This is a genomic window from Acidocella sp., assembly GCF_050253495.1.
GTDB lineage: Bacteria > Pseudomonadota > Alphaproteobacteria > Acetobacterales > Acetobacteraceae > Acidocella.
The window spans coordinates 200166-221983 of record NZ_JBFWIX010000001.1; the positions used below are offsets into that span (position 1 = coordinate 200166).

At 64.6% G+C, this 21818-nt stretch carries 23 protein-coding genes; 7 read left to right on the forward strand and 16 right to left on the reverse strand.

Annotated features, from left to right (window positions below):
- A complete protein-coding gene (locus tag AB7D48_RS00925; RefSeq protein WP_427975291.1) occupies positions 1-504 on the reverse strand; it encodes a CHAP domain-containing protein in 504 nt (167 codons plus the stop codon).
- A gap of 93 nt (positions 505-597) precedes the next feature.
- Here AB7D48_RS00925 and AB7D48_RS00930 point away from each other — a divergent pair, with 93 nt between their 5' ends.
- The 4 genes from AB7D48_RS00930 (at position 598) to AB7D48_RS00945 (ending at position 3919) form a co-directional block, all read left to right on the forward strand.
- Positions 598-1062 (forward strand): methylated-DNA--[protein]-cysteine S-methyltransferase, encoded by a 465-nt coding sequence (locus AB7D48_RS00930; RefSeq protein ID WP_427975292.1) that lies wholly within the window; start codon positions 598-600, stop codon positions 1060-1062.
- Positions 1055-2026 (forward strand): quinone oxidoreductase family protein, encoded by a 972-nt coding sequence (locus AB7D48_RS00935; protein WP_427975294.1) that lies wholly within the window; start codon positions 1055-1057, stop codon positions 2024-2026. The genes AB7D48_RS00930 and AB7D48_RS00935 overlap by 8 nt, the downstream gene beginning before the upstream one ends.
- A gap of 143 nt (positions 2027-2169) precedes the next feature.
- Entirely contained in the window at positions 2170-2655 is a 486-nt protein-coding gene (locus tag AB7D48_RS00940; protein ID WP_427975295.1) for a phosphatase PAP2 family protein, read from the forward strand.
- Complete coding sequence (locus AB7D48_RS00945; protein ID WP_427975296.1) at positions 2648-3919, forward strand: MFS transporter; 1272 nt, start codon at positions 2648-2650, stop codon at positions 3917-3919. The genes AB7D48_RS00940 and AB7D48_RS00945 overlap by 8 nt, the downstream gene beginning before the upstream one ends.
- A gap of 101 nt (positions 3920-4020) precedes the next feature.
- Here AB7D48_RS00945 and AB7D48_RS00950 read toward each other — a convergent pair whose 3' ends face one another.
- The 5 genes from AB7D48_RS00950 to AB7D48_RS00970 all read right to left on the reverse strand — a co-directional run bounded on the left by AB7D48_RS00950 (position 4021) and on the right by AB7D48_RS00970 (position 8024).
- On the reverse strand, positions 4021-4659 hold the full coding sequence (locus AB7D48_RS00950; protein WP_427975298.1) for a CoA transferase subunit B: 639 nt from the start codon (positions 4657-4659) through the stop codon (positions 4021-4023).
- A gap of 3 nt (positions 4660-4662) precedes the next feature.
- Positions 4663-5373: a CoA transferase subunit A gene (locus AB7D48_RS00955; RefSeq protein ID WP_427975300.1), complete on the reverse strand. Its 711-nt coding sequence runs from the start codon at positions 5371-5373 to the stop codon at positions 4663-4665.
- 98 nt (positions 5374-5471) lie between these two features.
- Positions 5472-6644, reverse strand: a complete 1173-nt coding sequence (locus AB7D48_RS00960) for an acetyl-CoA C-acetyltransferase (protein ID WP_427975301.1) — start codon at positions 6642-6644, stop codon at positions 5472-5474.
- A gap of 38 nt (positions 6645-6682) precedes the next feature.
- Positions 6683-7735, reverse strand: coding sequence for an alpha/beta fold hydrolase (locus AB7D48_RS00965; RefSeq protein WP_427975302.1), 1053 nt, complete (start codon positions 7733-7735; stop codon positions 6683-6685).
- A complete protein-coding gene (locus AB7D48_RS00970; RefSeq protein ID WP_427975303.1) occupies positions 7686-8024 on the reverse strand; it encodes a hypothetical protein in 339 nt (112 codons plus the stop codon). Before AB7D48_RS00970 ends, AB7D48_RS00965 begins: the two co-directional genes overlap by 50 nt.
- A 170-nt stretch (positions 8025-8194) precedes the next feature.
- On the opposite strand from AB7D48_RS00970, the gene phaR reads away from it, so the two are divergent.
- Both phaR and AB7D48_RS00980 read left to right on the forward strand, forming a co-directional pair.
- Complete coding sequence (gene phaR / locus AB7D48_RS00975; RefSeq protein ID WP_427975305.1) at positions 8195-8776, forward strand: polyhydroxyalkanoate synthesis repressor PhaR; 582 nt, start codon at positions 8195-8197, stop codon at positions 8774-8776.
- 65 nt (positions 8777-8841) lie between these two features.
- A complete protein-coding gene (locus AB7D48_RS00980) occupies positions 8842-9480 on the forward strand; it encodes an ankyrin repeat domain-containing protein (RefSeq protein ID WP_427975306.1) in 639 nt (212 codons plus the stop codon).
- A gap of 33 nt (positions 9481-9513) precedes the next feature.
- Here AB7D48_RS00980 and mltG read toward each other — a convergent pair whose 3' ends face one another.
- The 6 genes from mltG to AB7D48_RS01010 form a co-directional block, all read right to left on the reverse strand.
- On the reverse strand, positions 9514-10482 hold the full coding sequence (mltG, locus tag AB7D48_RS00985) for an endolytic transglycosylase MltG (protein ID WP_427975308.1): 969 nt from the start codon (positions 10480-10482) through the stop codon (positions 9514-9516).
- 6 nt (positions 10483-10488) lie between these two features.
- Positions 10489-11751, reverse strand: coding sequence for a beta-ketoacyl-ACP synthase II (gene fabF, locus AB7D48_RS00990; protein WP_427975309.1), 1263 nt, complete (start codon positions 11749-11751; stop codon positions 10489-10491).
- A 46-nt stretch (positions 11752-11797) separates the two neighbouring features.
- Positions 11798-12037: an acyl carrier protein gene (locus AB7D48_RS00995; protein ID WP_008494968.1), complete on the reverse strand. Its 240-nt coding sequence runs from the start codon at positions 12035-12037 to the stop codon at positions 11798-11800.
- 144 nt (positions 12038-12181) lie between these two features.
- Complete coding sequence (fabG, locus tag AB7D48_RS01000; protein ID WP_427975310.1) at positions 12182-12919, reverse strand: 3-oxoacyl-[acyl-carrier-protein] reductase; 738 nt, start codon at positions 12917-12919, stop codon at positions 12182-12184.
- A complete protein-coding gene (fabD, locus tag AB7D48_RS01005) occupies positions 12920-13876 on the reverse strand; it encodes an ACP S-malonyltransferase (protein WP_427975312.1) in 957 nt (318 codons plus the stop codon).
- Positions 13877-13965: 89 nt separating this feature from the next.
- The gene (locus tag AB7D48_RS01010) at positions 13966-14565 is read right to left on the reverse strand and encodes a helix-turn-helix transcriptional regulator (RefSeq protein ID WP_427975313.1); all 600 of its coding nucleotides are present in this window, start codon (positions 14563-14565) and stop codon (positions 13966-13968) included.
- Positions 14566-14788: 223 nt separating this feature from the next.
- Here AB7D48_RS01010 and AB7D48_RS01015 point away from each other — a divergent pair, with 223 nt between their 5' ends.
- Entirely contained in the window at positions 14789-15688 is a 900-nt protein-coding gene (locus AB7D48_RS01015; protein WP_427975315.1) for a phytanoyl-CoA dioxygenase family protein, read from the forward strand.
- 97 nt (positions 15689-15785) lie between these two features.
- Here the strand turns inward: AB7D48_RS01015 and AB7D48_RS01020 are convergent, their stop codons facing one another.
- The 4 genes from AB7D48_RS01020 to ppc all read right to left on the reverse strand — a co-directional run bounded on the left by AB7D48_RS01020 (position 15786) and on the right by ppc (position 21818).
- Complete coding sequence (locus AB7D48_RS01020; protein WP_427975653.1) at positions 15786-16205, reverse strand: DUF1489 family protein; 420 nt, start codon at positions 16203-16205, stop codon at positions 15786-15788.
- A gap of 29 nt (positions 16206-16234) precedes the next feature.
- A complete protein-coding gene (gene ilvC / locus AB7D48_RS01025; RefSeq protein WP_427975316.1) occupies positions 16235-17254 on the reverse strand; it encodes a ketol-acid reductoisomerase in 1020 nt (339 codons plus the stop codon).
- A 152-nt stretch (positions 17255-17406) separates the two neighbouring features.
- Positions 17407-19032, reverse strand: coding sequence for a DUF6892 domain-containing protein (locus tag AB7D48_RS01030; RefSeq protein WP_427975317.1), 1626 nt, complete (start codon positions 19030-19032; stop codon positions 17407-17409).
- Positions 19029-21818: a phosphoenolpyruvate carboxylase gene (gene ppc, locus AB7D48_RS01035; protein ID WP_427975318.1), complete on the reverse strand. Its 2790-nt coding sequence runs from the start codon at positions 21816-21818 to the stop codon at positions 19029-19031. Before ppc ends, AB7D48_RS01030 begins: the two co-directional genes overlap by 4 nt.

Here is a 21818-nt window from a genome sequence, read left to right on the forward strand (position 1 = left end):
TCAGTTCGGCAGGATGAAGCCATAGGCCGGATAACGCGTGCGCCCCAGCGCATGGGCCGGCTCGTACCAGACCCGCACCAGGGACCAGTCATTCTTCGCCGACACATCGACCACCGGCTGGTTATGCTCGATCCGGTGCGGCAGCCAGTTGGATTGCGTCACCAGAATCTCACGCGGGCCGCGCAACCCGGTCACCACCGCCAGATGCCCGACATCCATGGCGCCATGCGGCTTCAGCACCAGCACGGCCCCCACCCGCGGCTCATGCGTGCGTGGGTACACGCCCTTCGCCGCGCGCCACCATCGATAGGCGTTGCCGCTGAGCTGAATGCCCGAAACCTGCCGGGCATAGGGCACGCAGGACAAATGCGTCGGCGTGCCGAAATGCGAGGGCGATTCCAGCCTGGGCCCGCCGGCGCAGGCGGCCAGAACCAGGCACAGCGCCAAACCGGCGGCGCGGCGCGCGCCCCGCCGCCACGAAATGGCTGTGCTGTCCTGTCTCATCCGGCCGTTCATGCCAGATACAGTCTGGCGGATCGCACGCCCGCGCCGCAAGCCCGCTTGATCCTTCAGGGCGCTGCGTCTAGCCTCCGCCCCATGGCCGCACTCTCCATGCATTCACCCGCGGGCGACCTCACCTTGTTCGCCGAGGACGATGCCATCGTGGCGCTCGAATGGGGCTGGGGCAGCCTTCAGGATCCCTCCCCCTTGCTGCGCCGGGCCAAGGACGCGCTGGATGCCTATTTCGACGGCGAGGCGGCGCTGCCGGACGATCTGCCGCTGAATCCCGGCGGCACGGCTTATCGCCGCCGCGTCTGGGCGGCGCTGCGCGCCATTCCGCACGGCCAGACACGCTCCTATGCCGAGATCGCGGCGGTGGCGGGCGGCAGCCCACGCTCCGTGGGGGGCGCCAATGCCGCCAACCCCATCCCCATCCTCATTCCCTGCCACCGCGTCCTCGCCACAGCGGGGCTGGGCGGTTATTCCGGCGGGGCGGGGCTGGAAACCAAACGCTTCCTGCTCGCGCTCGAAACCCGAACCAAGGCCTTCACACATGAGTAAAGCCATCCGTATCCATGCCCATGGCGGGCCAGAGGTGCTGAAATGGGAGCAGGTTCCCACGCCGCAACCCGGCCCGAACGAGGCGCTGGTCCAGCATGAGGCCGTGGGGCTGAACTTCATCGATGTCTATTTCCGCAGCGGGCTTTATAAAACCAGCCTGCCCGCCACGCTGGGCATGGAAGGGGCCGGCGTGGTGCTGGCGGTGGGCGAGAAGGTGCATGGCATCGTGGCCGGAGACCGCGTGGCCTATGCGGGCGGGCCGCTCGGCGCCTATGCCACCGAGCGCGTGATCAATGCCGACAAGCTGGTGAAACTGCCCGAGGATATCGACTTTAAAACCGCCGCGGCGATGATGCTGCAAGGCCTGACCGCCTATTACCTCCTGCACCGGACCTTCAAGGTGCAGCCGGGCCAGACCATTCTGCTGCATGCGGCGGCGGGCGGGGTGGGGCTGATCATGTGCCAATGGGCCCGGCATCTCGGCGCCGAGACCATCGGCGTGGTCTCCTCCGAAGCCAAGGCGGCGGTCGCCAAGGCCAACGGCGCCACGCACACCATCGTCGGCCACGCCAATCTGGCCGCCGAGGTCAAACAGATCACCGGTGGGGCGATGGTGCCCGTGGTGTATGACAGCATCGGCAAGGATACGTTCAACGCCAGCCTGGACTGCCTGGCCCCGCTGGGGCTGATGGTGAGCTTCGGCAATGCGTCCGGGCCAGTGCCGCCGGTCGATCTCGGCACGCTCAACGCCAAGGGCAGCCTGTTCATCACCCGGCCCGGACTCGCCACCTACATGGCCACGCAGCACGACATCTCGACCGGCGCCGAGGCCTTGTTCGAGGTTGTGCGTTCCGGCGCCGTGAAGATCATGGTCAATCAAACCTTCCCGCTGGAACAAGCCGCCGCCGCCCAGACCGCGCTGGAGACACGGCAGACCACCGGCAGCACCGTTCTCATCCCCTGAACACCACCGCGCCGCGCCGCGCCCCGGCAACGCCCGGCCGGCTTGCTTATTGGGCCCTGGCGGGCGCCGTGGCGGCCGCCTGCGTCCCCTGTATTTTATTCATCGATCAGCCCGTGGCCGCGTTCTGGTCCAGACATCAGACAATGCGGCTGCTGTTCCAGGCCTGCGCGTCGCCCTCCCTCCTCTCCCTGCCCGCCGCGGCGCTCATTCTGCTCTGGGCCCTGTGCCAGCATCTGCGCGGGCGGCCCCGGCCTGGCCGGTTGTGGCTGAGCCTCGCCCTGGCCACCCTGGCCGCCACCGCCGCCAAGGACGAGCTGAAATGGATCTTCGGCCGCGCCTGGCCCGGCACCTGGCTGAAATATGGCATTTACGGTTTTCATCCCTTCGCGCAGAGTATCCTCTACGGGGCGTTTCCCTCCGGCCATACCAGCTATGCCGCGGCACCGCTCGGTGTGCTCTGGGTGTTGCGCCCGCGCTGGCGGCCACTCTGGGGGGCCATCCTGCTGATGGTGATGGCCGGGCTGGTCTGCGCCGACTACCATTTCGTGAGCGACGTGCTGGGCGGGCTGCTCACCGGCGGGTTTTGCGCCTGGGCGACGCTGACCCTGACGGAACCGCGACGTGGCTGAACCCAGCCTGACCAGCCGCCATTTCGTCCCGCTTTTCATCACCCAGGCCCTGGGCGCGTTGAACGACAACCTGTTCAAGAACGCCCTGGTGGTGATGGCGCTCTACAGCCTCTCTCCCGGGATGGCGGGCGCGCTTTCGGCCCTGTCCGGCGGGCTGTTCCTGCTGCCTTACATCCTGGTCTCCGCGCCGGCGGGGCAGCTGGCCGACGCCCATGGCAAGACTCGCCTCATGCTCTGGACCAAATATTGGGAGCTGGGGCTGATGGTGCTGGCCTTTTGCGGCTTTCTGACCGGGCATTTCGGGTTTCTGCTGGCGGTGCTGCTGGGGCTGGGGTTGCAGGCGGCGTTTTTCTCCCCGCTGAAATACGGAATTTTGCCGGAATTATTCTCCGGCGACAGGCTGGTGAAAAGCAATGGCGCCATCGAAGCCGGCACCTTCGCGGGGATCGTGCTCGGCACGGTGGCGGGCGGCATTCTGATCCTGCTGCCGCAAGGGCGGATCTGGGCGCCCCTGGCGGCCATCTGCCTCTCCCTGGCCGGCATCGTGAGTGCCCGGATGATCCCCGCCAGCCGCGCCGCCGCCCCCGGGCTCAAGCCGGACTGGCATTTATGGCGCGCCAATATCGAGCTGCTGCGCGCCGCTTATCATCGCGGGCCGGTCTGGTTCGCCAGCCTGGGCATTTCCTGGTTCTGGGCCATGGGGGCCACGGTGCTGGCCGCCTTTCCGGTGCTGGCCAAGACCTGGCTGCACGCGGACGGCCATGTCGTCACATTGCTTCTGGCCGTGTTCGCCATGGGGGTGGGGGTGGGCTCCCTCGCCGCCGCGCGGCTGGTTCACGCGCGCAACCTGCTGCATTTCGTTCTGCCGGCGGGGCTGGGGATGAGCCTGTTCATCGCGGATTTCGCGCATGTCTGCGCGCATCTGGCCGCGCCCGACATCCCGGCCTTGCTGCGTCATGCCCCAGGCTGGCGCGCTTTGGCCGACCTGGCACTCACCGCCTTGTGCGGCGGTGTTTTTTCCGTGCCCTTCTATGTCATGCTACAGGCCAACGCCGCCCCTTCCATGCGCGCGCGCATGGTCGGCGCCAACAATATCCTGAACGCCGTCGCCACGCTGGCGGCGGGCGGGGTGGAGGCCTTCGCCTACGCCAAGGGCACCAGCCCGGCCGCCATCCTCGATGCCGCCGCCTTGTTCAATCTGGCCGTCATGGGCTGGATCTGGCGCGCATCGCGCGCGGCACGGCACACGCCCAGCTCAGGGTGAACGCGCCCCGCCAAGGGCCGCGCCCGAGGCTTCAGGCACGAGGCTTCAGGCGCGAGGCTTCAGGCACGAGGCTTCAGGCGCGAGGCTTCAGGCGCGAGGCTTCAGGCGACGGTGAAATCCGCCTTTGTCTTCTGCCGGATCTCATCCATGCTCACATCCGGCGCATGCTCCACCAGCACCAGCCCTGGCGTTTCGCCCTTGCGCACCTCGAACACGGCGAGATCGGTGATGATCTTGGAGACAACCCCCTTGCCGGTCAGCGGCAAGGTGCAGTCCTTCAGGATCTTTGGTTCGCCCTTGGCGGTGTGTTCCATCAGAATCACCACGCGGGGCACACCCGCCACCAGATCCATCGCTCCCCCCATGCCCTTGACCATCTTGCCCGGCACCATCCAATTGGCGAGGTCGCCATTCTCCGCCACCTGCAAGGCGCCGAGAATGGAAATATCGATATGCCCGCCACGGATCATGGCGAAGCTCTGGGCGCTGTCGAAAAAGCTGGTGGTGGGCAGCGCCGTCACGGTCTGCTTGCCGGCATTGATGAGGTCGGCGTCCTCCTCGCCCTCATACGGGAACGGCCCCATGCCCAGCATGCCGTTCTCGGACTGCAACTGGATGGTCATGCCCTCGGGAATATGATTCGCCACCAGCGTGGGAATGCCGATTCCGAGATTCACGTAGAACCCGTCTTCAAGTTCGGCGGCGGCCTTGGCGGCCATTTCGTCGCGGCTCCAGGGCATGGCTCAGCCCTCCTTCTTGCGCACGGTGCGCTGTTCGATGCGTTTCTCAATGGCGGCGGGCTTGACGATCTTCTTCACGAAGATGCCCGGCGTGATGATGTGGTCCGGGTCGATCTGGCCGGGCTCGACGATCTCCTCCACCTCCGCCACGGTAAACTTCGAAGCCGTGGCCATGATCGGATTGAAATTGCGCGCCGTCTTGCGATAGACGAGATTGCCTTCCGTATCGGCCTTCCAGGCATGCACGATGGACAGATCCGCGACCAGCCCGGTTTCCATCACGTAATGGCGACCGTTGAATTCCCGCGTCTCCTTGCCTTCGGCGATCTGCGTGCCATAGCCCGTGGCGGTGAAGAAGGCCGGAACCCCCGCCCCGCCGGCGCGGATGCGCTCGGCCAGGGTGCCTTGCGGGTTGAACTCGATCTCCAACTCGCCGGAGAGGAACTGTTTGGCGAAGGTCGCGTTCTCCCCCACATAGGATGAGATCATCTTTCTGATCTGCCGCGTCTCCAGCAGCATGCCGAGCCCGACACCGTCGATCCCGGCATTGTTGGAGATCACGGTAAGATCCTTCACGCCCGAATCCCGGACCGCCTCGATCAATGTCTGCGGTATGCCGCACAGGCCGAACCCGCCGGACATGATCGTCATGCCATCGAATAATTTGCCCTTCAGGGCCTCGGTGGCGTTGGGAGAGACTTTACTGATGGCCATGTTTCCTCACTTTTCCTCCATGCCGTCCGGAATGTGGGGCGGCGCGTGCCAAAACAAAACCCCAGGCTTGCGGCCTGGGGCTCGGATGGGCTGTTGGCTTAGCGCGCCAGGCACATGGCGACACCCATGCCCCCGCCGATGCACAAGGTGGCGAGCCCCTTCTTGGCGTCGCGCCGCTTCATCTCATGCAGCAGCGTGGTGAGGATACGCGCCCCCGAAGCGCCGATGGGATGGCCGATGGCGATCGCCCCGCCATTCACGTTGACCTTGGCCGGGTCCAGCCCCAGCTCCTTGTTCACCGCGCAGGCCTGCGCGGCGAAAGCCTCGTTGGCCTCGATCAGGTCGAGATCGGCCACCTTCCAGCCGGCACGCTCCAGCGCCTTGCGCGAGGAGGGAATCGGCCCCGTGCCCATCACGGCCGGGTCCACACCGGCGGTGGCGAAGCTGACGATGCGCGCCAGCGGCGTCAGCCCGCGCCTGGCGGCTTCCTTGGCGCTCATCACCACCAGGGCGGCGGCACCGTCATTGATGCCCGAGGCATTGCCCGCGGTCACCGTGCCATCCTTGACGAAGGCGGGGCGCAGCTTCGCCATGGTCTCGGCCGAGACATCGTGACGGATATATTCGTCATTTTCCACCACGACCTCGCCCTTGCGGCTGGAGAGGGTCACGGGTGCGATTTCGTCCTTGAACTTGCCCGCTTTCTGCGCGGCGGCGGCCTTCTGCTGGGAGGCGAGCGCCAGCGCGTCCTGCTCCTCGCGGGTGATCTGGTATTGCTTGGCCACGTTCTCGGCCGTGATGCCCATGTGATAGCCGTTGAAGGCATCCCACAACCCGTCCTTGATCATCGTGTCGATGAAGGAGAGGTCGCCCATCTTGTGCCCGGCGCGCAAGGCCTGGGCGTGGGGGGAGAGGGTCATGTTCTCCTGCCCGCCGGCGATCACGATCTGGCTTTCACCCGACATCACCTGCTGCGCGGCCAGCGCCACGGCGCGCAGGCCCGAGCCGCAAACCTGATTGATGCCAAAGGCGGTCTTGCTGTCCGGAATGCCCGCGGCATGCGCCGCCTGACGGGCCGGGTTCTGCCCCTGCGCCGCGGTGAGCACCTGGCCCAAAATCACCTCGTCAACATCCTCCGGAGACAATCCGGCCTGCCCCATGGCGCCCTTCAGCGCCACCATGCCCAGCACATGGGCGGGCGTCGTGGCGAATGAGCCATTGAAACTGCCGACGGGGGTGCGCGCCGCCGAGACGATGACGATGTCTTCCATGTCCTGGTTTCCTTTTTTCAGTCTCGTAGTCGTTTCGTTCAAGATAGTCCGAGCGCCCACGCCGCGAAAGGCCGCCAAAGCGATGTTTCCGCATGTGTGCCCGCCACCATGCCAATATGCCCGGCCTTGGGTTCGATGACCTTGATATTTTTCAATCGCCGCGCCAGCCCGTGGGCCGAAGGGGCGGGGACCAGCCTGTCCTTGGCTGGAATCGCGCAGAATACGGGCATGGCGAGCTGTTCGGGCGCGACCTGCAGCCCCGCCACCCGCCACTGGCCGCGCGCGGGCGTGTTGGCGCCGTACCAGCCCGAGAGCGCCTCACGCGCCACCGGGGCGGCCAGCGGCACGCCATCGGCCAGCCAATCCTCCATCGCCACGAAGCGGCGCGCGCGGGGGCTGGCTTTGTCCTGCCCGGCGAAATCGCGGTATTTCTCACCCACGCCGTAAGGGTCGACCATGGTGAACATCGTGTTCAGCGCGTCGATGGGCAAAGTGCCGGAAAACTGCATCGCCCCTTCCATGAAGGGCACGGTTTCGGCCACGCGCTTCGCGCCATCCGGATCCTCGGCGTGAAAATCCCATGGGGTCGCGAACAAAGCCAGGGCGCGCACCCGCCCCGCGCCGCTGGTTTCGGCCCGCAAGGCGGCGGCCAGCGCCAGCAGCCCCCCCATGCAATACCCCGCCAGCACCACCGGCCCCGGCATGGCGGCCAAGGCGCGCTCCAGCCTGCCGGCAATATAGTCGGTGAGGGAAAAATGCCGTTCCACCTCGCCGGGCCAGCCCCAATCCAGCAGATAGGGATGCAGCCCCCGCCCCGCCAGAAAGCGCAGCATCGAGGCGTTTTCCATCAGGTCCAGAATATAGGCCCGGTTGATCAGGCTGGGCACGAACAGCACCGCCGGCCCCGTGCCGCCATAATCGAGCACCCGGCTTTCGCCTTCTTCCCAGATCGCGGGCGGGTCGCGCATGTCGCGCACATAGGAATCGCGCCGGTAGGCGGCGATCCCGCCGATCAGCGCCTTGTCGCGGCGCTGGATCTCCTCAAACAGCGCCCCGATCGCCCGTTGGTCCGTCTGCGTCCCGCCGGTCAAGGAGCTCGGCCAGACGCTGCTCAAGTTCAGCGACGCGGCGACTGAGCTGCTCGACCTCATCCACGCCAGGCCCAGATGCAGCAGCAGCGGGCGCGGGCCGCGGCGGCTGAGCGGCGCGGGGGCTTCCGGGCGCGGGGTCATGAGGCAACATCGCGGCGGCGGCATTCGCCGCCTGCGCCCACAGCCCCAAGGTCGCGGCCCAGCTCTCGCGCAATTCGCGGTCCGCCGCCATCGCGGTCAGCTCGCTCTGCCATACGGCCACGAAATCCTTGGCCAAATTTTCGTCCATGCGCCATAAAGCCCCTGCCAACCACCGCGCCCTTCCTAGCGCGGCCAAGGCAAAATCGCCATAAGCGTTGCATAAGGGTATGCTGTGCAACGCACAAATTTCGTGTTTTCATGGTTCCACGCGCACCATGCTCGCGCATATGCCAACGAACCGGGATGGAAGATAAATTCATGCAAGAAACGGCCCAGTCCTCGCCACAGCCCGTCATCGTCAAGAAATACGCCAATCGCCGCCTCTATAATACCGAAAGCTCCAGCTACATCACGCTGGAAAATCTCGCGGGGATGGTCCGCGACAATCGCGATTTCGTGGTTTACGACGCCAAAAGCGGCGAGGACATCACCCGCAGCGTCCTGACCCAGATCATCGTCGAGGAAGAAGGCAAGGGCAACGCCCTTCTGCCCGTTAATTTCCTGCGCCAGCTCATTGGCGTGTACGGCACCGACATGCCCAGCCTCATGCCCAAATATCTGGAGCAGGCCATGGCGAACTTCATGCGCCAGCAGGAAAATGTGCGCGAGACCATGAGCAAGACCCTCGGGCCCTTCATGCCCCCGGGCATGGAGGATATGAGCCGCAAGAACATGGCCATGATGGAGCGCGCCATGACCTTGTTCTCGCCTTTCTACGGCGCCGAGGGCAAGCCTGGCCAGAGCGTCGCCCAGGATTACCAGGAAGAGATCCTGAGCCTGCGCGCCGAGGTCGAGCGGTTGCAGGGCGAACTGGCCGCCATGCGGACAAAAGGCAAGTAAGGACCAGCAAGGGCCAGGAGCTTTCGTGCATGGACGGCCCTGCCCGCTTGCGGTAGAGCGAACTCATGAAACTCGCTTTCCCCCTGGCACTGGGCCTTGCCTTCGGTGTCGCCGTGGCGCCCGCCTGCGCGCAGCTCTCCACCAGCGGCATGGGCGGAGGCATGGGCGGGCCCGGCGGCGCGCCCCCGCCCCAGCCCAAGGAACACACGCCCGACCTGGCCCCCACCGGCTTGCCCGGCGTGGGCGGCGTGGCGCCGCTGGCCACCGGCCCCAAAATGCAAAAATCCTCCGGCGGCGACCCGACCAAGGAACTCTTCACCGCCATCAACAAAAACGATTACGCCTCCGCCCAGGACGCGATCAGCCGCGGAGCGGATCTCGGCGCCAAGGATCAGTTCGGGGAAACCCCTCTAGACCTCGCCATCGCGCTCAACCGCAACAATATCACCTTCCTGCTGCTCGGCACCCGCAACGAGCTGGCGGCGCAAGGCGGCGGGGGCGACACGATGGGCGCGCCTTGGACACTCAATGGCGCTTCCGGCACCGGCGGCAAGGGAACGGGCGGCAAAACCCCGGGCCAATCCCGGGCCGTGCTGCCCACCAAGGCCACCGCCAAACCCGCCCCGCATGCCACGATTCCGGCGGACGATACCGGCACACCCGACCCTCAGGCCGGTTTTCTGGGGTTTGGTCCGAAAAGCTGACCCCCCGGCCCACCCGTTGCGGGGTGGGCTTGGCTAGTTCTGCTGGCCCCAGAAACGCTTGATGTTTTCAAGCTGCTCCTTGAAACCGCGCGAGAAGACCGAGCGCCGCGAGCCATCCCCCGCCGCGATGAAATAGAGCGCATCGCTATCGGCGGGATGCAGGACAGCCTTGAGCGCGGCCTCGCCGGGCGAGCAGATCGGCCCTGGCGGCAAGCCCGCGTGAACATAAGTGTTATATGGCGAATCAAGCCGCAGATCCGCCTTGGTGATGCCCGTGCCGCCCGATTGCCTGCCCCCCGTGGCGGCATAGATCACTGTCGGATCGGCTTGCAGCTTCATGCCCGCCTTCAGCCGGTTTTCATACACGGCGGCGATTTTTGGCATATCCGCTTCCAGCGGCGTTTCCTGCTGCACGATGGAGGCCAGGACCACCGCCTGGCTGGGGCTGGACAAGGGAAGGCCAGGCTCCCGCCCCGCCCACAGCTTGACCAGCAGGGTCTGTTGCGCCGCCTGCATCCGCTTCAGGATCAGGGCGCGCCGCGTGCCCCAGACATAATCGTAAGTCTGCGGCAGCACACTGCCTTCCGCCGGCGGGTCGACACGACCGGTGGCCACGGGCAAGGCATTGATGATGTCCGCGATCTGCTGGCCGGTGAGCCCCTCGGGGATCGTCGCTTGATGCTGCACCTCGATACCGGCCCGCAGAATCCGCAGCACCTCCCGCAGGCTGGCATGGGCGGGAAACAGATATTCCCCGGCGCGCAGGGGGCCGCGCTCGCGGGTTAGCCAAACGGCGGCGCGAAAAATCTCCGGATGCGCGATAACGCCGGCCTTGGCCAGGCTCTCCGCCACCTGGTTGACGCTGCCCGGGGGCACCACCACCGTGGCGTTGACGGCCCCGGCGCCAGGACCGTCATAGCTCTGGCGCACCGCCATCTGCCCGGCCCTGGCAACCGCCAGCAGCACCAGCAGGACGAGAAGAAGGCGGAAGCGCCAGCGCAATGGGCGTTAAGCGGCGCGCTTGAACAGAATGGAGGCGTTGGTGCCGCCAAACCCGAAGGAGTTGGAGAGCGCCACGTTGATCTTGCGTTCCTGCGCGGTCAACGGCACCCGGTTCACAACGGAATCGCGGCTTGCCTCGTGCAGGTTCAGCGTCGGCGGGGCGATATTGTCGCGGATCGCCAGAATGGAGAAAATCGTCTCCACCGCGCCGGCGGCACCCAGCAGATGCCCGATGGCGGATTTGGTGGAGGACATGGCGACTTTCTTGCCATGCGCGCCGAACATGTTCTCGACCGCCTCCAGCTCCAGATCGTCACCCAGCGGGGTGGAGGTGCCATGGGCGTTGATGTAATCAACATCTTCCGGCGAGAGGCCGCCATTCTTGAAGGCCGCCTTCATGGCGCGGAAGGCGCCGTCGTGATGCTCGGCCGGGGCCGTGATATGATGCGCGTCGCCGGACATGCCATAACCGCCGATCTCGGCATAAATCTTGGCGCCGCGCTTCTTGGCGTGCTCATATTCCTCAAGCACCACCACGCCGGCCCCCTCGCCCATCACGAAACCGTCACGGTCCTTGTCCCAGGGGCGGGAGGATTCGACCGGCCGGTCGTTAAAGCCGGTGGAGAGCGCGCGCGAGGCGCAGAACCCGGCAATGCCAAGCGGATTCACCGCGGCTTCGGCACCGCCCGCCACCATCACATCCGCATCGCCATAGGCGATAAGACGGGAGGCGTCGCCAATCGCGTGCACCCCGGTGGCGCAGGCCGTCACAACCGAATGGTTGGGCCCCTTGAGGCCGTATTTGATAGAAACCTGACCGGAAATCAGATTGATCAGCGCGGCGGGGATGAAGAAAGGGGAGACGCGCTTGGCGCGCCCCTCATGCACCATCACCGAGGTTTCATAGATGGTCTGCAGCCCGCCAATGCCGGAGCCGATCATCACACCGGCCGCGCATTTTTCCTCTTCCGTCTCGGGCACGAAGCCGGAATCGGCCATCGCCTGCGCCGCCGCCACCAGACCGAGATGGATGAAGCGGTCCATCTTCTTGATTTCCTTGACCGGAATCCATTCCGCGAGATCCAGCCCGCCCTCGGCGGCCGCCCCCGCCGGAACCTGCCCGGCAACCTTGGCCGCAAGCTCCGTGGTGTCGAAGGATTGAATGGCGGAAATCCCGGATTCTCCGTTGATCAGCCTCTTCCAGACATGTTCGACCCCAACCCCTAGCGGGCAGGCGACCCCCATCCCTGTAACGACAACACGGCGCATGCGAACTCCTCGGACGGCTCTCTCGAAAGATTAGGCGAAGCGGCCCTTATTCGGCCTTCTGCTTCTCGATATAGTCGATCGCGTCCTTGACGGTGGTGATCTTCTCGGCGGCATCCTCGGGGATCTCCACGCCGAAGGCTTCCTCGAAGGCCATGACCAGCTCGACGGTGTCCAGCGAGTCCGCGCCAAGATCGTCGATGAAGGAAGCCTCCGGGGTCACCTTCGCTTCGTCCACGCCGAGATGCTCGACAACAATTTTTTTAACCTTGTCGGCGATTTCGCTCATCGAAATGTCACTTTCCTGCTGGGTTGGCTTTGGCCCGGCGCCGCCTTTCGGGACAACTCCGGGTCAGATTTGTTAAAAACGTCAGACGAGGCGGCGCTTAGCATGATTTTTCATGCGCCGCCAAGCGGCAGCGCGAGATGCAGGTCAAGACATCGCCATGCCGCCATTGACATGCAAGCTCGCCCCCGTCACCCAGCCCGCTTCCTCCGAGGCCAGATAGACCACAGCGGCGGCGATATCCTTGGGCGCGCCAAGGCGGCCCAGCGGGATTTTGGCGGACAGATCGGCGCGTTGCGCCTCGTTCAGGGCATCGGTCATCGGCGTCTCGATAAAGCCCGGCGCCACCAGATTCACGGTGATCCCGCGCGAGGCGACTTCCTGCGCCAGGGATTTGGTGAGACCAATGAGCCCCGCCTTGGCCGAACAATAATTGGCCTGGCCCGGATTCCCGGTGGTGCCGACGATGGAACCGATATTGATCACGCGGCCGGCCTTGCGGCGGAGCATGAATTTCAGCGCCGCCCGGGAGAGGCGGAACGGGGCGGCGAGATCGACATTGATCACCTTCTCCCAATCGGCGTCGGACATGCGCAGCACCAGCCCGTCCTTGGTCAGCCCGGCATTATTGACCAGAATATCGACCTTGCCCATCGCCGCTTCCGCATCGGCGATCAGCCGCGCGGCTTCCTCGGCCTGGGACAGATCGGCGGGGAACACATGCGCGCGCACCCCCAGCTCGGCGGCCAGGGCATCCAGCGCCTCACGCCGTGTGCCTGAAAGCGCCACGGTGGCGCCCTGGGCGTGCAAGGCGCGGGCGATGGCCGCGCCAATGCCGCCGGACGCGCCGGTAACAAGGGCATTTTTACCAGTTAGATCAAACATTTACAGAACCTTTAGCACGGCTTCGATGTCGGCGGGGCTGCCCACCGGCATGGCGGCGGCATCTGGCGTTATACGTTTCACCAGACCGGACAGCACCTTGCCGGACCCGATTTCATAAAAATTGGTGACACCCAGCTTCACCATCTCTTCCACGCTCTCGCGCCAGCGCACGGTGGCGGTCACCTGCCGCACCAGCAGATCGCGGATCTCGTTCGGGTCCGTCGCCTTGGCGGCGGTCACGTTGGCGATGATGGGCAAAACCGGTGCGTGCGGGGGCGTGTTGGCGAAGGCTTCGGCCATCGCATCCGCCGCCGGCGCCATCAGCGCGCAATGAAAGGGCGCCGAGACCGGCAGCAGCATGGCGCGCTTCACCCCCTTGCCCTTGGCGATCTCGATGGCGCGTTCCACCGCCGCCTTATGGCCGGAAATCACCACCTGCCCGCCGCCATTGTCATTCGCGGCGGAAACGGTTTCGCGCCCATCCGGGCCGTCCTCGGCCTCGGCGCAAATCTCCTTCGCCATGTCCAGATCCACGCCCAGCAGCGCCGCCATGGCGCCCAGCCCGGGTGCCACCGCCTTCTGCATGGCCAGGCCGCGCAATTTCAGCAGCTTGGCGGCATTGGCGATGGAAAACGCATCCACCGCCGCCAATGCGCTATATTCGCCCAGGCTGTGCCCTGCCGCCAGCACGATCTTCTCCTTCAGGTTCAGCTTGCCCTCCTGCTGCAACACGCGCAGCACCGCCAGGGAAACCGCCATCAGCGCCGGCTGGGCGTTCTCCGTCATGGTCAGCTCGTCGGAGGGCCCCTCGAACATCAGCTTGGAGAGTTTCTGCTTGAGAACCTCATCCACCTCCTCGAACACATGCCGGGCTGGGGCGAAGGAAGCGGCCAGATCCCGGCCCATGCCGACAGCCTGACTGCCTTGACCGGGGAAGATGAAGGCGTTCACCGCCATGAATCATGTCTCCTATGTTAGGGGCGCACCTAGCATGGGTGGAGCGGGACGCAAAATAACGGCTGTTGGAACGGCGGCGAAGGCACCTCTCACAGGTAAAGCTTCGCGGCCAGGGCCGTGCGGTTGGCGCTGCCGGTTTTGCAGAACACGTGCAGTAGATGGGACTTCACCGTATGGGTGGACAGGCCGAGCCTGGCCGCGATCTCACGGTTGGCCACCCCTTGCGCCGCCATATCCGCGATCTCCCATTCACGCCGCGTGAGCCGATAGGCCCGCATGGCGCGGCCAGGGCGCAGGCGGTTGAGAACACGCTCATGCCCCTGCAAACCGAATTCGACGAAACGCTGGATGGCCCGAGCCTGGGCCAGTTCCACCTTGCCGGCCGCCGCATCCCCCCGCATCTTGATGATGCCGATGCCCGCCACGGCATCGCCCCCGGCGCGGAACAGCAAATCGATCACATCCACCGCCCCGTAACGGTTGAGAAAACCGCCAAAGACCAGCGCATCCCGCGAAAATTCCGGGCGGGGACGGCTGAAATGCGTCACGCTCGCCCCCGTGGCCACGAGGCGATGCACATTGGAGGGGTCGGCTTGCTCCATCCGCGCCGCATATTCGGCGGCGAATTGCGGCGGCAGACCGGTCAGCGAGACATCCGCCATGCCATCGCCATCCACCCAATAAAACATGGCGGCGGATGCCCGCAGCGTGCCGAGGCAGAGCTGGACGATCTCCTGCGCGGCGGGTTCGGGTGGCTGGGCGAGCGCGATGACGTGCCTCCTGAAGGTAAACAGGGCAAAATCTAATCAAAAACTTTTCCGCCTGTCCACAAAACTCAGCCTTTCGGTGGATGCGCCGGGCATGTTCTGGCGCTTAAAAAAGCAAACTGAAGATATTCACGGAGATCATCGCATGTCTTTGCTGCATCTGCCCGCCGATACATCACCCGACACATTGTCAGCCGCCTTGCGCGAGGAAGGTTACGCGATCATCGACGAACTGGTGCCGCCCGGGCTCATGGACCGCATCGAGGCCGAGATGAATCCGCATATCGAGGTCACGCCCTATGGCGGGGATGCGTTCGTCGGCAAGGCGACACGGCGCACCGGTTCGATGATCGCGCGCTCGGCCGCCGCGCGGGAACTGGTGATGAACCCGCTCGCCATCGGCACGGCGGAAAAATTCCTGGGCCATGCCTCCACCTTCCAACTGCATCTGACGCAGATCATCAGCGTCTATCCAGGCTCCCCCGCGCAGCCATTGCACCAGGACCAGCTGGCATGGGATTTCTTCCCGTTTCCGGACGATTACCATGTCCAATGCAATATTCTGTGGGCCATGTCCGACTATACGGAGGAGATGGGCGCCACGCGCGTTGTGCCGGGCAGCCAGTATAAAGGGCGCAACCAGACCTTCACCCAGGCGGAAAGCCTGCCGGCGGAAATGAAGCGCGGCTCGGCATTGTTCTATACCGGCAAGGTGTACCATGGCGCCGGCGCCAATGTGAGCGACAGGATCCGCCAGGCCATCAACATCACCTATGCGGTGGGCTGGCTGCGGCAGGAGGAGAATCAATATCTCTCAACCCCGCTGGAACTGGCCCGCACCTTGCCGGAGGATCTGCTGCATGTGATGGGCTACCGCATGGGCTGCTTCGCCATGGGATATGTGCGCGATTTCGAGGACCCGATGGTGATCATCCGCGAGCCGGAGCGGCGCGCGGCCTTTGGAATCGAAATGACCCAGAAAAACGCCACCACCGACAGCGCGCTCAGCGGCATGGTGGATCATCTGCACAAGACATCCGCATGAAGCCCGCCCAGGGCCTTGGATCATCTTTATGAAACCGCCAAACCCTAAAAATCGATGCGATGTGAAGCCATCGCCTGGCCTTGCGGGGACGGCGGCCTCATAGCAGGGCCAAGGCCGCAAGCTCACGGCGCATCGCCTCCGGCATCTCCGCCACGCCGCCGGTCTGTTGGCCAAGGTCCGACGGGGCGTCCTTCGGGTCGAGATAGCGCCAGCCCTGAAAGGCGCGCATCGCCCGCCCTTCCACCCGCACCAGCTTGGGCTCCAGCACCAGGGCGGCGCAGGGCGTGCCGTCCGGCTCCTGGTCCTGACGCACATCCAGGATAAGCTGGCGCACCAGAATCACGCCGCCCACCACCCAATAGAGCGAGCCGCCATCGGTCAGCTCCGCCGCGCGCTTTGGAAAATTGCGGGTAAAATGACGCAAGGGCGGCATTTCTGCCGCCCTTTGTGTCTGCCAGGCCGCGAGGTGCGAAACATCTTTCGCCCCCACGGCCAGTTTGACCAGGTGAACCGGAATTAGTTCTTCGCCCCTTAGTTCTTGGCCCCTTAGTTCTTGGCCTTGTCGACCAGCGCGCCCTTGGTGATCCAGGGCATCATGCCGCGCAGCTTGGCGCCCACTTCCTCGATCGGGTGAGCGGCGTTGCGGGCGCGAATGGCCTTGAAGCTGGCCTGGTGCACCTTGTTCTCCAGCATCCAGTCGCGGGTGAAGCGGCCGGTCTGGATGTCTTCCAGCACCTTCTTCATCTCGGCCTTGGTCTCGGCGGTGATGATGCGCGGGCCGGTGACATACTCGCCATATTCGGCGGTGTTGGAGATGGAGTAGTTCATGTTGGCGATGCCGCCCTCATAGATGAGGTCGACGATCAGCTTCACCTCGTGCAGGCATTCGAAATAGGCCATCTCGGGCGCATAGCCAGCCTCGACCAGCGTCTCGAACCCGGCACGGATCAGCTCCACCAGACCGCCGCACAGCACGGCCTGCTCGCCGAACAGGTCGGTCTCGCATTCCTCCTTGAAGGTGGTCTCGATGATGCCGCCCTTGCCGCCGCCATTCGCGGACGCATAGGACAGCGCGATCTCCAGCGCGTTGCCGGAGGGATTCTGCGCCACGGCCACCAAGCTCGGCACGCCACCGCCCTTCAGATACTCACCGCGCACGGTATGGCCGGGGCCCTTGGGCGCCACCATGAACACGTCGATGTCCTTGCGCGGCTCGATCAGGCTGAAATGCACATTCAGGCCGTGGGCGAAGGCCAGGGCCGCGCCCTCGCGCAGATTCGGGGCGAGATCCTTATAATACAGGTCGGCCTGGCCCTCATCCGGGGTCAGCACCATCACCACGTCGGCCCATTTGGCGGCGTCGGCCGGGGTCATCACCTTCAGCCCGGCCCCTTCGGCCTTGGCGATGGCGGAGGAGCCGGGGCGCAGGCCGATCGCCAGTTCCTTCACGCCGGAATCCTTCAGGTTCAGCGCGTGCGCGTGGCCCTGGCTGCCATAGCCGATAATGGCGACCTTCTTGCTCTTGATGAGATTAACGTCGGCATCCCGGTCGTAATAAACGCGCATTTTCTGTGGCCCCTGATTGGTCTCTGACAAAATACTGGCGGCTCCCCTACTGCGTTTTCCGCCCGCTGTCACCCGCCTCCAGGTTGGATTCTGGCATGCCAGCCTCCCACGGCACGCAACGATATTTCTGAAAACAAGAGATCATCGTAATTTTATCTCACATCTTCTTCCTTGATCAGCTTGATTCCCCGCGCCTGAAGGGCTTTCAACAATCGCGGGGCGGGACGGCTATTCTCCAATCCGCTGATCTGCTTGAGGTTCGGCAGCAAGGCCAAATCCTCTATCGCCTTGCTTGTGACCGGAACCGGCTCGTCTCCCACCCCTGGATCCCAGAATGGAAAGAAATGCCGAATGAATTCCGGTCCCCCATCCAACCCGCTCGATTGATGGAGCCGTTCCACATGCGCCAACGCTTCATCCGAAATGGGAAGAGCCCTGAAATAACGCGCAACCTCGGGAATCACGGCGTAGCCGTCCATCTCGACCGAAATCTCCCGCTTGGTATACTCCTTCGCGAAGGCGTCCACATCGAAAACCGGCCGCAACCGTTTCTGCCGGTACATCAACTCCTCAATCACCAGCAGCTTCAAACCAAAATCCTTAAACCGGTTGCTGGCGGGAGGCGACAGCGCGAACAGCTTGGGACGCGCCGAATAGGCGGCCGCCTCATCCAGCAAGGATTGCAGCTCCAACCTGTAGGGGGCCGATAACCGCGCGCATATTATCTTCACCGCCCGGCGCCCGGCGGCGGAGACCGCAAGCGATTGCACGGCTGTTTCACGCCGGCGGCGATTCCACCCCGCGAAATCGGTTTCGACAAAGCGCAACTCCTCTTCGGATTGACGCAGATGTTTTCCGTCAAAACCCCGCTGCTCCTCAGCCGGTATTCCCATGTAATCCGACTGGGTTTTTTCATTGAGGCGGCGTCTCTGCAATGCGATCGTCCGGCGCAGATCCTCGGCTTTTTCCGATTGGGAGATCGGCCTGATATGCAGCGGCCCCAATACGGCGAAATCGATCAACAGACGGATTCTGTCCGACGGCCAGCTACGGACATCCTTCAAGACCGCTTTTAAAATCGCCGCATTCCTTGTCGTGATTTTCGAACGAAAAGTCGCTTGCCCCATCAAATCGTCGAACACAGACATCATCGGCCCTTTATCCGCCTGACCACGCTCAAGCACATAAAAGCGGATCAGCTCCGTCACCACCTCTTCCTCTTGCGGATGAGCCTCCAGGAAATGATGGATGGGGCCACCGCGTTCTTCAGGAAAGCTCCTATAGAATTGCGGCAGAAGATTCGCGGTCTCCACGATGGTTTCATCGGTCTCGGCGGCGAGGGGCCTACACCAAAAATATAGCTCGAACATCGCCGCCACGATGTCTCCCCATCTGCCGGTTTGGGTCCTGGTATGGATCGCGGTTATCGTTTCGTCGGGCCGCTCCAGCCCCGCCTTGATGAACTCGATATGCTCGGCATGGAATGCCACGAGCGCCCGCCAGGCGCGCGCAGCGGCGGCATGGTTACGAGAATACGACAAGGAACAAAAACAAAGGATGAATTTATACGCATCCAGACCCGTCAGCGCCCCAGCGCCCGCCGCCTTGCCAAACAGCCCGCGCAATGTCTCGATATAGAGAGCGTAAAGATGCTGGACCACCCTTTCATCCCGCCCGGCGAGACCCTCCCATAGCGCCCTGATCTTCGCCGCCCCTTCGTAATCGTCAGGCGACAGCGCGCGCAAACGCTCCAGGCTGGTCTCCAGATCTTGTATCACCCGCTATTTCTCAACGCCGCGGCCACGCCATTGATGGAAATATGCACCCCCCGGCGGATGCGCTCGGAAGCTTCGCCCTCGCCGCTCTGCGCGCGGTAACGGCGCAGCATTTCCACCTGCACATGGTTCAACGGATCCAGATATGGAAACCGGTTGATCACGGAACGCCGCAAAACCGGGTTGCGATCCAGCAGCGCCTCCTGCCCCATGATCTCCAGCAGATAACGATGCGTGCGGCCATATTCCGCCACGATGCGCGGGAAGATGCGCGCCCGCAACGCCTCGTCGCGCACCAGCTCCGCATAGCGCGCGGCAATGCCCATATCCGCCTTCGCCAGCACCATGTCCATATTCGACAAAAACGTGGAAAAGACGGGCCAGTCCTGGAACATGCGCCGCAGCAGCGCCATGCCCCGCTCCGGGCCGCGCGCGGCCAGAAACGCCTCCACCGCCGTGCCGAACCCGTACCAGCCCGGCAGCATGATGCGGCATTGCGCCCAGGAAAACACCCAGGGGATGGCGCGCAGATCCTCAATGGAGCGGCTCTTGCTGCGGCTGGCCGGGCGGCTGCCCAGATTCAGCGCGGCGATTTCCGAAATCACCGTGGATTGCCAGAAATAATCCTCGAACCCCTCCGTTTCATACACAAGCCCCCGGTAGGCGGCGAAGGCTTTGTCCGACAGTTCGCCCAGCGCGGCCAGAAAGGCGGGCTCGGGCGCGGCGGCGATGGTGGAATCGGCGGTGGCGACCAGGGTCGCCGCCAAAATCACCTCCAGATTGCGCCGGCCGACTTCCGCATTGCCATATTTCGCGGCGATCACCTCGCCTTGCTCGGTCAGGCGGATCTGCCCCTGCACCGCGCCGGCGGGCTGCGCCAGAATCGCCTGATAGGACGGACCGCCCCCACGCCCGACGGACCCGCCGCGCCCGTGAAACAGCCGGATGCGCACGCCATGCCGGGCGAACACCTCGACCAGCCCCAACTCGGCGCGGTAGAGTTCCCAGCCGGAGGTGACGAACCCGCCATCCTTGTTGCTGTCGGAATAGCCGAGCATCACCTCCTGCGTATCGCCACGCTGGGCCAGCAAGCGGCGGTAAACCGGCGCCGAGAACAAAGCCTCCATGACCGCCGCCGCGCCGCGCAGATCCTCGATGGTCTCGAACAGCGGCACGATGTTCACATCCAAGGCAGCTTCGGCCGGGCGCAACAGCCCTGCTTCCTTCAGCAGCACCGCCAATTCCAGCATGTCCGACAAACCGTCGGTCTTGGAAATGATCATGGTGCGGATCGCGCGCTTGCCGTAACGCAAATGCGCTGCGCGCGCGGCCGCGAAAATCGCCAGCTCCTTCGCCGTCCGCGCGCTATAGCTTACATGGGGCGAGACGAGCGGGCGCGCCGTCTCCAGTTCCCGCAGCAGCAGCGCCACCCTGCCAGCCTCATCCAGCGCCAGATAATCCGTGCCCGGCTGCGCCACCGCCAGCAGCTCCGCGACCACATATTCATGCACGGCGGAATTCTGCCGCAGATCCAAGGGGGCCAGTGTCCAGCCAAAGGCGCGGACCGCGCGCAGCAACGCGCCCAGCCGCCCCTGCGCCAACGCGCCGGCCCCATGATTCTCCAGCGAGCGGGCGACGATCATCAGCTCGGAGATGAAATCCTCCACCGCCGCATAGGGCTCGGCCATCGCCCCCCGCACCGCGGCGGAAAGCGGGCCCGTGGGCTTGCGCCCCAGCAAGGCCTCATAGGTGGCGACCAGGCGGGCCTGCATATTGGCCAAGGCCAGGCGGTAAGGCTCATCCATCCGGTGTTCGGACAAATCGGGCGAGCCTTCCGCCAGGGCGCGCAATGAGGGTGTCACCGGCGCCAGCAGCGCCGCGAAGGAGAGCTCCTTGCGCAAGGCCCGCGCCTCGGCAATGTAATGGGTCAGCGCCTTGTCCGCCTGCGTGGCCAATGCCTCGCGCAATATCGTCGCATCCACGAACGGGTTGCCGTCCCTGTCGCCGCCGATCCAGCTGCCGACTTCCAGGAACGCCGGCAATTCCGCCAGCCCAGCCCCCGCCGCCTGCTCCGCCGCCGCGTAAAGCTTCGGCACTTCCGCGAAGAAGGTGGCATCGAAGAAGGTCAGCGCGTTGGCCACCTCGTCCAGCACCTCCAGCTTGGAGGTGCGCAGCATGCGCGTCTGCCACAAGACCAGCACGCGCGCGCGCAGCTCCGTCTCGATCTCATCATACTCATCCCGCGTATCGGCCAGCCTGTCCCGGCGGGTCAGCAGGGCGGCGATGGCATCCAGACTATCGAGGATGGAGCGGCGCTGCACCTCCGTCGGGTGCGCGGTCAGCACCGGCGCGATATAGGCGCTGGAGAAAAACGCCTTCAGCCGGCTGGCATCGAACCCATGCGCGCGCGCCTGCAACAGGGCCCCGGCCAGGGAATCCTCGCGCGGGGCGGAACCGGCGACCAGATGCGCCCGCCAGCGGCGCGTATGGTGATGGTCCTCGGCGATGTTCGCCAGCACCGAAAAATAGCCAAAGGCACGGGTGATGCGGTTGATCTCATTGTCGGACAGCCCGGTGAGAATCCCCTCCAGCTCCGCCTGGGCCGATTTGTCCTGATCCCGGTGATAACGCACCGCGAGCTGGCGGATGGTCTCGATCAACCCATAAGTGGCCGGGCCGTCTATCGCGCGAATCGTATCGCCCAGGATGCGCCCCAGCAGGCGAATATCGTCACGTAAGGCGTCATCGAGCGATTCAGGGCGGTGCTTTTGCACTTCGAACGTATCCAT